Genomic DNA, 12,789 nt, shown 5'->3' on the forward strand with positions numbered 1-12,789 from the left:
GAACATTGTCCCGTCCCTCACCCAGTCCCCGCTGGCTTATTTCTGGTCCCGCGAAGGAACCTGGTATTCCTCGGCCTTTGTGCCGCGCGTTACGATGACCGTCTTGAACTTCGGTTTCTCCGGCTCCTTGGTGACGGCGTCGAACACCGAGCCGGCCGCGGCCTGCACATCCGAGGCGACCGATCCGCCAAAGGAGGAGATGGTGGTGACGCCGTTCTTGCCGTCACCGCCTTCGCTGGCGGACCGAAGCGACAGGGACAAGGTGCCGACGGTGCGGGCCAGCGCCACTTTCTGCGCGCCGTCGGTCGTCACCTCGATGGTCACCGAATTGGAAATCTGCGGCGTCGTCTGGCGCTCGTCGGCACCCTGCCCGACGCTCAGCACCTTGGCATCGGCGACGACGATCTCGGAGGTGACCGTCGATCCGGCCGCACCCTGTGCATTCTTGGCCACTTCCTGAATTTCGCCGGCATCGCGCGTCAGCACGACATCAACGCGGTCGCCCGGTGTGACGAAGCCGCCGACACCTGCTATCTCGTCGGTGCGGATGGTGACCGCCCGCATTCCGGGCGTCATCATATTGGAGAGTGTCGCGCGGCCGTTCGGACCGGACAGCTTGGTCAGCAGTACCGGTTCGTTGACCTCGATCGGCGACAGCACCACGCGGCTGCCATCGGCAAGCAACGCATTGATGGTGGTGAAGGCGCCCTGCGGCACGGCCTCTTGCGACCACGGGATTTCGCTGAGCTGCGCGCGGTCGAGCGCCATGCCGTGGCGCAATGGGGCATTCGCCACCACGATGGTCTTGAACTCGACCTTCGGCACGACAGGTGCCGGGATCGACGACGTCTTCTCTTCGGAATCGGCCTTGGCCTGGCTTTTGACCCAGAAATCCGCGGCAAAGATCGAGATCGCCCCGAAAACGGCGGCGATGCCGATCATCGATATGGCCTTGCCCCTCACGCCGAACCCCTGATGCCCGCAGTTTCTTGTTTTGTTGGGCTTAACCCTAGGCGGCATTGTTTAAAGATTCAGGAATTTTGCGCGGTGGTATTAGATCTATTTCCGCCGGCTTGGTTATCGAATGGTTTTGGGCTAAGAGGGACCAGATCCCCGAACGGAACAGGAACCTCGGTCGCTTGGCGCTGAAAAGCGTGGCAGTATCGCGAGGTGATTCGCAGCACCGGACCCTATGGCAGGCATGGACGACAACAACGATCTCTTCGGCAATATGGACAAGCAGCCGCAGCAGCCAGTGCGCACACCGGCGCGCCCGGCCGATCCACTGGTCGTGCAAGCCACCAAGCGTCCTGCCTCGACCAAGGACGGCAGTGAGGGCTATAGCGCCGCCGACATCGAGGTGCTGGAAGGGCTGGAGCCGGTGCGCCGCCGGCCAGGCATGTATATCGGCGGCACCGACGACAAGGCGATGCACCATCTGTTCGCCGAGGTCATCGACAATTCGATGGACGAAGCGGTAGCCGGCCATGCCACCTTCATCGATGTCGAGCTCTCGGCCGACGGGTATCTCGCCGTGACCGACAATGGCCGCGGCATCCCGATCGATCCGCACCCGAAGTTCAAGAAGCCGGCGCTTGAAGTGATCATGACGACGCTGCATTCGGGCGGCAAGTTCGACTCCAAGGTTTATGAGACATCAGGCGGCCTGCATGGCGTCGGTGTGTCCGTGGTCAACGCGCTGTCGGACCATCTCGAGGTCGAGGTCGCGCGGGGACGGCAACTCTATCGGCAAAAATTCTCGCGCGGCGTTCCCGTGACCGGGCTGGAACAGTTGGGCGAGGTCCACAACCGGCGCGGCACAAAGATCCGCTTCCACCCCGACGAGCAGATTTTCGGCAAGGGCGCGGCGTTCGAACCGGCGCGGCTCTACCGCATGACGCGCTCGAAAGCCTATCTGTTCGGTGGCGTCGAGATCCGCTGGACCTGCGATCCGTCGCTGATCAAGGAAAAAGACCAGACACCGGCCAAGGCTGAATTCCATTTTCCCGGCGGCCTGAAGGATTATCTCAAGGCATCGCTCGGCGACGACTTCCAGGTGACGCGCGAAATCTTCGCCGGCAAGAGCGAGAAACAAGGCGGCCATGGGTCGCTGGAATGGGCGGTGACCTGGTTCGGCGGCGACGGCTTCATTAATTCCTACTGCAACACCATCCCGACCGGCGAAGGCGGCACACACGAGGCCGGCTTCCGCAACGTGCTGACGCGGGGCCTGCGCGCTTATGCCGATCTCGTCGGCAACAAGCGCGCCTCGATCGTCACCTCGGAAGACGTCATGATCTCGGCGGCGGGCATGCTGTCGGTGTTCATCCGCGAGCCGGAATTCGTCGGCCAGACCAAGGACAGGCTGGCGACGATCGAGGCAATTCGAATTGTCGAGACCGCGATCCGCGATCCGTTCGACCATTGGCTGGCCGACAACCCGCAGGAAGCCTCGAAGCTGCTCGAATGGGTGATCGCGCGCGCCGACGAGCGGGTACGCCGGCGCCAGGAAAAGGAAGTGTCGCGCAAGAGCGCGGTGCGCAAATTGCGGCTGCCGGGCAAGCTCGCCGACTGCACGCAGAATGCCGCGGCCGGCGCTGAGCTGTTCATCGTCGAAGGCGACTCGGCCGGCGGCTCGGCCAAGCAGGCGCGCGATCGCGCCAGCCAAGCGGTGTTGCCATTGCGCGGAAAAATCCTCAACGTTGCCAGCGCCGGCAACGACAAACTCGCCGGCAACCAGCAGATCTCGGACCTGATCCAGGCGCTCGGCTGCGGCACGCGGTCGAAATACCGCGACGAGGATTTGCGCTACGACCGCGTCATCATCATGACCGACGCCGATGTCGACGGCGCCCACATCGCCTCGCTGCTGATCACCTTCTTCTACCAGGAGATGCCGGCGCTGGTGCGCGGCGGCCACCTTTACCTGGCCGTGCCGCCGCTTTACTCGATCAGGCAAGGCGGCAAGGTCGCCTATGCCCGCGACGACGCGCACAAGGACGAGTTGCTGCGCACCGAGTTCACCGGGCGCAGCAAGGTCGAACTCGGCCGCTTCAAGGGTCTGGGCGAGATGATGGCCGCCCAGCTCAAGGAAACCACCATGGATCCGAGGAAGCGCACACTGCTTAGGATCGATGTGATCGACGCCGAGGCGGCGACCAAGGACGCCGTCGATGCGCTGATGGGCACCAAGCCGGAGGCCCGCTTCCGCTTCATCCAGGAACGCGCCGAATTCGCCGAGACGGAAGTGCTGGATATCTAGCCGCCAGCCGGTCCATAACAAGGCTCCAGTTGCGGAGACGAGCATGTGACCTGGGCGCGGCTGAAAGGCTATTTCGAGACGAGTTTGGCCGGATTGACGCAACCGACGCGCTCCGACTGGATCTTTGCCTTGCGCACCGTTTCAGCCGGCCTGATCGCGCTGCTGGCCGCCTATGCGCTGAAGCTCGACCATCCGCAATGGGCCATGATGACGGTGTTCATCGTCGCCCAGCCGGTTGCCGGCATGGTGCTGGCGAAGGGCTTCTACCGGCTGCTCGGCACGCTGGTCGGCGGCATGGCCGCGATCGGCATCACCACCGTTTGCGGCACCAACCCCTGGGTGCTGGTAACGGTGCTTGCCGTCTGGATCGGCATCTGCACCTTCGTCTCGTCGCTGCTGCGCAATCCGGAAGCCTATGGCGCCGCCCTCGCGGGCTACACCGCAATGATCATCGGCCTGCCCGCTTTCGGACAGCCGCATCTCGTCGTCGACCTCGCGGTCGCGCGCTGTGCCGAGATCGTGCTTGGCATTGTCTGCGCCGGCCTGACCAGCCGCCTAATCCTGCCAAAACTGGCCAGCGACGCCATCGTCTCGCGCCTGAAACGCTGCATCCTTGATCTTGCCACCTATGCCGGCGGTGCGTTCTCCGGCGGCGACCCGGCAACGCTGTCCGCGCTGCACCGAAAGCTGATCACTGATGCCCAGACGCTCGGCGAGATGCGCGCCTATGCCAGGCTCGAAGCGCCAAGCTTCGCGCCGCGCGCCCATCCAGTCCGGCGCACCATCGGACAGCTGCTCTCCGCGCTCTCGGCGGCACGCGCGCTGCATTCGCACGCCGCCCCGAAGAATGCGGCGCTCATTCCGGTGCGCTCGGAATTACAATCGCTGGTCGGCGAGCTGGCGACCAAGCCCGGCGCGCTGGACGATACGGCGCTGTGGATGGCTCGGCTCGATGCGATTGCCGGAAACGCCCGGCAAATGCCCGATACCTCGACCGACCAGGGCAACGACAGGATCGGCACTATCACCCGCCTGACCATCGCCGCCGATTTCGCCGATGCGCTCAAGCAGGTGCTGCGCGGCCTCGACGCCTTGCGCGCGCCTGCCACAGGTCCGGCCCGGGGCAGCAGGCAGCCTGCGCTGGTGGTGCATCGCGATTACGCCGGCGCATCGCGTAACGCCTTGCGCGCTGCCCTTGCCACGCTGCTGGTCGCGGCCTTCTGGCTGACGACGAAATGGTCGGAAGCGGCCGGTACGGTCATTCTCGTTGCTGTCGTATCGAGCCTGTTTGCTGCTCGCCCCGACCCTGTGCAGGTCGCCTGGGGTTTCTTCAAGGGAACGCTTCTGGCGCTGCCGTTTGCCTTTCTCGTCGGCCAGATCGCATTGCCTGCCCTGCCCGGCTTCGGCTGGTTCATGCTGTTTGTCGTGCCCATCCTTGTACCGACGGCGCTGGCAATGGCCAATCCACGCTATGTCGGCGTGGCGACGGCCTTCGCCATCAACTTCCTTGCCTTCCTGAGCCCGCACCAGGCGATGACCTACGATCCCGGACCCTTCTTCGCCGGTTCGGCGTCGATCCTGGTCGGCATCCTGCTGGCGATCGGTGTCTTCATCGTCGTGCTGCCCGCCGATCCGTGGCTCGCGGCCAACCGCATCGTGCGCGCCATGCGCGAGGATCTGGCGCGGCTTTGCCTGCATGAGCGCGTGCCGAGACGTTCGGCCTTCGAGAGCCTCGCCTACGACCGCATCAACCAGCTGATGCCGCTGGTGCAGAATGCCGGTCAGAAGGGCGATGCGGTTCTGGGCGGCGGAGTCGCCGCCGTCACCGTCGGCCTGGAGGTCCTTCGGCTGCGCGATGCAAGCCAAAGCCATGCCATTCCATCCGAGACCGCGCTTTCGATCGCCAACTTCCTGAGGGGACTGGCGCGCGAACTGCTTTTCCGCGCCCCCAGCGATCCGCAGACCTCGACCGTCGCCGTCGCCCGGCAGTACGCAGCGAACATCGCCGAGCGAAACGGCACCAGCGAATTGCTGCAAATCGCAGCATCGCTGCGCATCATCGCCGCCGCGATGGAAGATTTCCCGGACTTTTTCGCGAGGGATAAAGGTTAAGCTGCCGCGATCGCCAGCGCGTGGCCTCGCGCGTTCTCGCGCAGCGCATCGAGATGGATCGACTTGATCAAGGCGGCAAGATCGCCTTCGGCGGATTGCCCACCCACTTCCTTGAGCATCAGCCAGCTGACCTCCTGCACGCCGGCGACGCGCTTACCGTTGGCAACCTCGCGCCAGATCTTCAGCGCACGCAGGATGATGGCATGGGTGACTGCGGCGAGTCCGGCGCTGCGGAACAGCGCCTGCAAGGCCACGTCGTGCCCGCCGGCCAGCAGCGCCCTTACCCTTTGTTCGGACTGCTGGCTGAGCGCGACCAGCGCCGAGCCGAAGAAATCGACCTTGCCATGCGCAATGGTGCGGATCAGAAAGCTCGCGGTAAGGTCGCCACGCAGCCTGAGATGCTCGATCAGGGCCGCATGTTCTTCCTGGCGCGTGCCTTCGATCAGCGTCACGGAAGCCTTGACGCAGGCGTCGCGCATGACGCGGTCGGCTCGCGCCGCGCCCATCATCGCCATCACCAGTGGCGACGTTTTCAACATTTCGCCAAGCTTGACGAGCAGCATATGCCGGCAGTCGGCCGGCAGCCTGATATCCGATATCAGCGCCTCGCGCACCAGCGGCAGGTGCCCATGCCGTTCGGCCATGCGGCGGAAGCTGAGCGAGGCGATGTCGGCGCCGCTGTTGGCGAGCAGCACGGCGCAGGCGTCCGCCTCGCCGATCTCGGCGATGGCCGCCGACAGCGCCATCGAGACGAGTGGCCGGTCGGCGATCAATTTCTGCGTCGCCTTCGGACTTGAAGCCACGCGGTTGATCAGGTCGGCGTCGGTGAGCAGCGGCGAGCGCGCCAACACCACGCCGGCGACTTCCGGCTGGTCGGAGGCCAGCACGCTGATGATCTGCATTGGCGCGTGGTGGCTCATCGACAGCGCCTCGGCCATCGCCAGCCGCACCTTCGACGAGGCATCGTCGAGCAACAGCGTCAGCGCCGCCTCGGCGGCGCAACGGTCCTCGAAAGGCAATTCGGAATTGATATAGGCCCGGGCCAGAGCGCTCGCCGCCGCGGCGCGCTCCGACACCCTGGCCGTGTAGATCCATTTCAGGAAATGCGAAACAACAACCATGCCCGTCTGCTTACGCCCCTTGCCAGAAGCTTCCGGCCCCACTGACGACCGTAGGCAGAATTGGTTTACGAACCGTTCACCATGTTCATTAACTGGCTTGCGAGGCTGATTTGCAGCGCCTATCACCGTCAAGCACCTGAGGAGAAAGAAATGGCCGGGCTTTATCTCGAAGAGTTCGTTGTCGGCCATGTCTTCCAGCACACGCTGCGCAAGACCATTACCGAAAGCGACAACATGCTGTTTTCGGTAATGACCCTGAACCCGCAGCCGCTGCACATCGACTTCGATTTCGCCGCCAAGAGCGAATGGGGCAAGCCGCTGGTCAACTCGCTGTTCACGCTCGGCCTGATGATCGGCATTTCGGTCAATGACATCACAGTCGGCACTACGGTCGCCAATCTCGGCATGAAGGAGACCGTGTTTCCGCATCCGGTCTTCCATGGCGACACCATTCGCGTTGAGACGACAGTCATCTCGGTGCGCGAGTCCAGGTCGAAACCCGATCGCGGCATCGTCGAATTCGAGCATCGCGCCTACAACCAGCATGGCGATCTCGTCGCCAAATGCACGAGGCAAGCGATGATGTTGAAGAAGGCAACCTGATGCGTTCGCTGCTGTTCGTCCCCGGCGATTCCGGGAAGAAGCTGGAAAAAGGTTTTGGTGCCGGCGCCGATGTGGTCATCGTCGACCTTGAAGATTCCGTGGCGCCGCACAACAAGGCGCTGGCGCGCGAGGTGGCGGCGCGCTTCATCGCCGAACGCAGGGCGCAAACCAGTTCGGCGATCTATGTCAGGGTCAACGACCTGTCGACCGGGTTGACGGATGACGATCTGGCCGCACTGGTTCCGGCGAAACCCGACGGCATAATGCTGCCCAAGTCGAACAGCGGCCAGGATGTGCAGCACCTGTCGGCAAAGCTCAGGGTGCGCGAGGCCGAAAACGGCCTGGCCGACGGCGCAATCAAGATCCTGCCGATCATCACCGAAACGCCGACGGGCGTGCTTGCGGCGGCGACCTATGCCGGGACCAGCGCGCGGCTTGCCGGCCTCACCTGGGGCGCGGAAGACCTGTCGGCGGCGATCGGCGCGCGCACGACCCGCGACGAGCATGGCCGCTACACGGACGTGTTCCGTCACGCTCGCACCATGACCATACTTGCCGCCGGTGCGGCGGAGGTCGAGGCGATCGACACCGTCTTCCCGAATTTTCGCGACATGGCGGCCTTCGAAGCGGAATGCACCGAGGCCGAGCGCGATGGCTTCACCGGCAAGATGGCGATCCACCCCGATCAGGTGCCGGTCATCAACGCCGCCTTCACGCCGTCGGTCGACGCCGTGAGACAATCGGCGGCAATCGTTGCCGCGTTCGCGGCAGCGGGAAGTCCCGGCGTCGTCAGCATCGACGGCAGGATGTTCGACCGCCCGCACCTGCGGCTAGCCGAGCGGCTTCTGGCGCGGGCAAAGGCGGCAGGTGTTTCCGCCTGAGCGCCTGCTACCAAACCAACGGGATCAGGCGGTAACGGACCCGGGCCACATAGTCGTCATAGCCGCGCAGGCCGGTGCGAAGCGTCTTCTCTTCAATGAAGGTGCGGATGGCCAGGAGAACGACGATCACGAGTACCGACGCCAGCCCCCACCAGGAACCAAGCAGAAGTGCCGTGCCGGCGAAGAAGAGGATGGCGCCGGCGTACATCGGATGGCGGACGTAGCTGTAAGGCCCCGTGGAGATCACATGTTGTCCGCGTTCATCCTGGATCTTCACCACGGGCGCCGCGAAACTGTTCTCCAGCATCGTCAGATAGCAGATCCAGATTCCGAGCAGCAGGACGAGCGCGCCGACCACCTGCACCCAGACGGGAACCACGGACCAGCCGAAACGGACGTCGAACCCCATGAATATCTGCGAACCAAAGATGGCGAACAGTAGTATGGACAGCAGGACCTTGTCGGCCGTGTCCTGATTCTTCTGGATGGGAGAACTCAGCCGCTCATTCATCAGGCCGGGATCGCGCCTTGCCAGCGCCACGCCCAAGGTGAGACTGAGCCCCACCATCCCCACCAGATAGACCCAAGCCCCCGGCCAGTGCAGCGTGCCGGCCGACAGGAAGAGCAAGGCGCCCATGGCGCCAAACCAGACGAATGTTTGAAGGACCAATTTTGCGATCATGATCGACCTTTCATGATATCCGCTCACTTGCGCTAGCAATTTTAGACCATCGGTCTACCATACCGACCAATGGTCTGTAATTCAAGCGAGCTGTGCAGAAGGTTCATCATGCCCCGAGTCATCAAGCATCCAGAGTTCAGGCGAGAAGAACTTCTGGACCATGCCCAGACGCTTTTTCTGACGCAGGGCTATGACAAAGCGAGCCTCAACGACGTGATTGCGTCCGCCGGCGTCTCCAAGGGCGCCTTCTATCACTACTTCCCCTCCAAGGAGGCTCTTCTGGAAGCCTTGGCCGATCGCTTCGCAAGACAGGCACTGGCTGGCGTGCAAGACATAATCGACGATCCGGGCCTAGACCCGCTTGGCCGCCTGAATGGCCTGCTCAGCCAGTCGCGGCGGGCCAAGATCGAGACCGCGCCGGAAGCTTGGACTCTTTTCGAGACGATGTTTCGGCCTGAGAATCTGGTGCTTTTCCACCGTATCAATCTGGCCGCCAGCGCGTCGTTTTCACCTCTGCTGGTCAAGATCATCAGGCAAGGGATCGAAGACGGCACTTTCAGGACCTTCGATCCGGAAGGTGTCGCCGACATCGTCATGCAATTCGGCATGGCCACGCGTGACGTCGTTGCCAAGGCCATTGCCGGCGGCAGCGACGCCGACATGGAGATCGCGATCGAGGCCCTGGAGAAACGCGTCAGGCTCTACGAGATCGCTCTCGACCGCATACTGGGCCTGCCCGATGGAAGCATTCGGATCGGCGAGCCCGGCTATGTGCGCACCGTCATGACGGCCAGGCGGCGAACGAGTGCCGGCCAGGCGCGGTGACCGGCCGAGCCTGATTCTAGTCCTTGTCCCAGCGCGGCCGGCGCATCGAAAACACCTCGTCGACGCTGGCGTAGTCCATATAGCCGAGACGAGCGACGTTGCCGGCCTTGGTGATGTCGAACAGGCCGTCTGTCAGGAAGGCATCGTCGATGTGCACGCCGACCACCTCACCGGCGACGATCACAGCGCTCGTCGGCGATCCGTCCAGCGCCTTTGGCCGAAAGACTTCCGTCACCCGGCATTCGAGTGCTGCCGGCGCTACCGCCACGCGCGGCGGCCCGACCAAGCGCGACGGCGCCATGGCAAGATCGGCATAGACGAACTCGTTGACGCCGCGCGGTGCGTTGACCGATGTGCGGTTCATCTTCTCCGCGAGATCGCGGCTGACGAGATTGGCGACGAACTCGCCGGTTTCCTGCGCGAAGGAGGCGCTGTCCTTCTCGCCTTCGGAGGAGAACCAGACGATGAAAGGCCGCGTCGAAACGGCATTGAAGAAGGAGTATGGCGCGAGGTTGATCTCACCAGCCCTGTTCAGTGTCGAAATCCAGCCGATCGGACGCGGCGCCACGATCGCCTTCGATGGATCGTGCGGCAGGCCGTGGCCCTTTGACGGCTCGTAGAACATTCAGCCCGCCCACGGCCCCGAATAGTCGCCGTAAAGCTTTGCCGGATCGGGCCGCGGCCGCTCCGGCGCCGGGCCGGCATAGGAGCCGATATGGATGAAGCCGACGACGCGCTCCTGCGGCGCCAGCCCCAGCAGCGCCCTGCCCTCCGGCACATCCGAATACCAGTTGCTGATCATGTTGGTGCCATAGCCCAGCGCGTTGGCTGCTATCATCAGGTTCATCGCCGCCATGCCGCCCGACAGGAACATTTCCCATTGCGGGATTTTGGGATTCTCCCGGGGGATAGATACGACGCCGATCACCAGCGGCGCGCGTGAGAACCGCGCCAGTTCCTGATTGCGGCGGCCTTCCGGCAATGGGCCCTCCCGCTGCTCTGCAAGCGCTGCCAGTTGCCTGCCGATCTCGACGCGGGCGTCGCCACGGTAGACGATGAAGCGCCAGGGCTCCAATCGGCCATGGTCGGGCACCCGCGAAGCAGCAGTGATCATCGTCGCGACCTCCGCATCGCTCGGCGCCGGCTGCTTCAGATCGGGGATCGGAGCGGAGTTTCGGGTCAGCAGGAAATCGATGATCGGCGACGCCATGGGCGCAAGTCTCCTGAACATTCTGTTTTGAGCTGAAGCGCACCATCGGGAATTCGGGCGGCTCGGGCATTGGCGCGGGATACGCCGGACGAAAGAGTCGTATCGGACTCTTAAGCCTTGAAATTGCCACCGCCATGGGCTTCAACGCAAGGCATGTTTGAGGGGACTGTCCGTCTTTTCCTGATCTGGCTCGGTGCCCTGCTGTTGATGGCGCCGGTTTCGTTCGCCATGGCGCAGAACGTCGACGGTGTCAGCGACCTGAAGCTTCCGGGAATTTCGAGCTACGCGACGCCGAAAGGCGAGACGTCACTGGCACTAAGCGGCGGCGGCGCCATCACGCTGTCCGCCCAGTTGACCGACAAGGGTTCCGACATCACGCGCGGCATCGTCTGGCGGGTCTTCAAGCCCGAAGCCGTCAACGGCAAATTGCCGATGGTCGCCTCCTCCCATGGCGGCACCGCCGTCTTCCAGCTCGAGCCTGGCAGCTATCTGGTTCACGCCTCCTACGGCCGGGCCGGCGCCACCAAGCGCATCACTGTCGGCAAGGACGCCAAGCGCGAAAGCCTCGTGCTCGACGCCGGCGGCCTCAAGCTCGACGCCGTGCTGTCCGGCGGCGTGCGCATTCCACCGAAGAAGCTGCGCTTTTCGATCTACGAGGGCACCGCCGAGGTCAATGGCGACCGCGCGCTGATCATTCCCGATGTCGAGCCCAACAGTGTCGTGCGGCTCAACGCCGGCATCTACCATGTCGTCTCGACCTATGGCGCGGTCAACGCGGTCATCCGCTCCGACATCCGCGTCGAGGCCGGCAAGTTGACCGAAGCGACCGTCGAGCACCACGCCGCCGAGATCACGATGAAGCTGGTGCGCGAAACCGGTGGCGAGGCGATCGCCGATACCTCCTGGTCGCTGCTCAACGAATCCGGCGATCCGATCAAGGAAACCGTCGGCGCCTTCGCCTCGATGGTGCTGGCCGAGGGCGACTACACCATCATCGCCAAGAACCGCGACCGCATCTACCAAAAGGATTTTACGGTCGTGGCCGGGCAGAACCAGGAAATCGAGGTTTTGGCCACCGAGGCGGCGGCGATGGATCCCGAAGAAGGCGCGGATTAACCTTCGTTCCTGGATCAAGCCGCCATCTTGGTCCGCGCCGGCAGGAACGGAATGCGGCGGCGCGGCAAAACTGGCGCCAGGTCGAACACGCCGCGATAAAGCCGGTCGAGCAATGCCTTGCGGTCGCGCAATGGCTCCAACTCGCTCCAGTTCAGCACATCGCCGACGCGGACGTCGATCGCCTTGCCCGATAGCCGCGCGAATTCGTGGATGAGCAGCGACGTACGCAGCGTCAGCGAGGCCTTGCCGACGAATTTCGCCACCCGGCCGTCGCGCTCTGCCATGTTCATCGGCCCGCTGACCAGATGGAACAGCCTGCCGTTCTGTCCGGAAAAATGCATCGGGATGACCGACGCCTTGGCGTCCTGGACGAGACGGGCGGGAAACATCTTCCACGGCAGATCGCGCGCCCGGCCAAAACCTTTTGGCGCGGTGGCTACACCGCCGGCCGGAAACACCACGATGGTGACGCCCTCTTTCAACAGCCGCACCGCTTCATGGCGCACGGCCATGTTGTTCTTGAGCGCGTTCTTGGTCTCGGAAAAGTCGATCGGCAGCGAGTAGGGCTCCATCTCGCGGATCTTGAGCAGATCCTTGTGGATCATGACCCGGAACGGACGTCCGAGCTGCTCGGCCAGCGACAGCACGGCGATGCCGTCGCCGATACCGAACGGATGATTGGCGACGATCACCAGCGGCGTGTCCGGCAATTGCGCGGGCGGCCACTGATCAGCAGTCCGCACCCGCACGTCGATCAGGTCGAGCATGCGGCTGAACACGCGTTCGCCGGTCGGCACGACCTGGCTGCGCCAGAAATCATAAAGTGCTGTGTAGCGGTCGCGGCCCGACAGGCCTTCAACCGAATGAATGAACCAGCGCGTCAGCGCCGGCTGGCACGGATTGGCATAGGAAAGCTCTGGAAAGGGTCGTTCGCGCAATTTCAGCTTGAGCATAGGGGCTCGTTACAAGGTCGGCGT

At 63.7% G+C, this 12,789-nt stretch carries 12 protein-coding genes; 6 read left to right on the plus strand and 6 right to left on the minus strand.

What is annotated here, in order from left to right:
• Nucleotides 1-36: 36 nt before the first annotated feature.
• The gene (cpaB, locus tag NKH52_RS26930; RefSeq protein ID WP_352735349.1) at nucleotides 37-963 is read right to left on the minus strand and encodes a Flp pilus assembly protein CpaB; all 927 of its coding nucleotides are present in this window, start codon (nucleotides 961-963) and stop codon (nucleotides 37-39) included.
• A gap of 238 nt (nucleotides 964-1,201) precedes the next feature.
• On the opposite strand from cpaB, the gene parE reads away from it, so the two are divergent.
• Nucleotides 1,202-3,262, plus strand: coding sequence for a DNA topoisomerase IV subunit B (gene parE, locus NKH52_RS26935; protein WP_352735347.1), 2,061 nt, complete (start codon nucleotides 1,202-1,204; stop codon nucleotides 3,260-3,262).
• Between the two features lie 45 nt (nucleotides 3,263-3,307).
• The gene (locus NKH52_RS26940; RefSeq protein ID WP_352735345.1) at nucleotides 3,308-5,374 is read left to right on the plus strand and encodes an FUSC family protein; all 2,067 of its coding nucleotides are present in this window, start codon (nucleotides 3,308-3,310) and stop codon (nucleotides 5,372-5,374) included.
• Here the strand turns inward: NKH52_RS26940 and NKH52_RS26945 are convergent.
• Entirely contained in the window at nucleotides 5,371-6,495 is a 1,125-nt protein-coding gene (locus NKH52_RS26945; RefSeq protein ID WP_023810498.1) for a DUF2336 domain-containing protein, read from the minus strand. The two genes, NKH52_RS26940 and NKH52_RS26945, sit on opposite strands and share 4 nt — an antisense overlap.
• Before the next feature lie 150 nt (nucleotides 6,496-6,645).
• Between NKH52_RS26945 and NKH52_RS26950 the strand changes: the two genes are divergently transcribed.
• Entirely contained in the window at nucleotides 6,646-7,098 is a 453-nt protein-coding gene (locus NKH52_RS26950) for a MaoC family dehydratase (protein ID WP_352735342.1), read from the plus strand.
• Entirely contained in the window at nucleotides 7,098-7,979 is an 882-nt protein-coding gene (locus NKH52_RS26955; RefSeq protein WP_352735340.1) for an HpcH/HpaI aldolase/citrate lyase family protein, read from the plus strand. Before NKH52_RS26950 ends, NKH52_RS26955 begins: the two co-directional genes overlap by 1 nt.
• A 7-nt stretch (nucleotides 7,980-7,986) precedes the next feature.
• On the opposite strand, the gene NKH52_RS26960 is transcribed toward NKH52_RS26955, so the two are convergent.
• Nucleotides 7,987-8,661, minus strand: coding sequence for a methyltransferase family protein (locus NKH52_RS26960; RefSeq protein ID WP_352552893.1), 675 nt, complete (start codon nucleotides 8,659-8,661; stop codon nucleotides 7,987-7,989).
• Between the two features lie 108 nt (nucleotides 8,662-8,769).
• Between NKH52_RS26960 and NKH52_RS26965 the strand changes: the two genes are divergently transcribed.
• On the plus strand, nucleotides 8,770-9,486 hold the full coding sequence (locus NKH52_RS26965) for a TetR/AcrR family transcriptional regulator (protein WP_352735338.1): 717 nt from the start codon (nucleotides 8,770-8,772) through the stop codon (nucleotides 9,484-9,486).
• 16 nt (nucleotides 9,487-9,502) lie between these two features.
• Here NKH52_RS26965 and NKH52_RS26970 read toward each other — a convergent pair whose 3' ends face one another.
• Nucleotides 9,503-10,111, minus strand: coding sequence for a flavin reductase family protein (locus NKH52_RS26970; RefSeq protein ID WP_352735336.1), 609 nt, complete (start codon nucleotides 10,109-10,111; stop codon nucleotides 9,503-9,505).
• Complete coding sequence (locus NKH52_RS26975) at nucleotides 10,112-10,696, minus strand: nitroreductase family protein (RefSeq protein ID WP_352735334.1); 585 nt, start codon at nucleotides 10,694-10,696, stop codon at nucleotides 10,112-10,114. It lies immediately after the preceding gene.
• 153 nt (nucleotides 10,697-10,849) lie between these two features.
• Between NKH52_RS26975 and NKH52_RS26980 the strand changes: the two genes are divergently transcribed.
• Nucleotides 10,850-11,812, plus strand: coding sequence for an RgsD C-terminal domain-containing protein (locus NKH52_RS26980; RefSeq protein ID WP_352735332.1), 963 nt, complete (start codon nucleotides 10,850-10,852; stop codon nucleotides 11,810-11,812).
• A 14-nt stretch (nucleotides 11,813-11,826) separates the two neighbouring features.
• Here the strand turns inward: NKH52_RS26980 and NKH52_RS26985 are convergent, their stop codons facing one another.
• Nucleotides 11,827-12,765, minus strand: coding sequence for a lysophospholipid acyltransferase family protein (locus tag NKH52_RS26985; RefSeq protein WP_352735331.1), 939 nt, complete (start codon nucleotides 12,763-12,765; stop codon nucleotides 11,827-11,829).
• Nucleotides 12,766-12,789 lie beyond the last annotated feature (24 nt).

The organism is Mesorhizobium sp. M1066 (assembly GCF_040318635.1).
GTDB lineage: Bacteria > Pseudomonadota > Alphaproteobacteria > Rhizobiales > Rhizobiaceae > Mesorhizobium.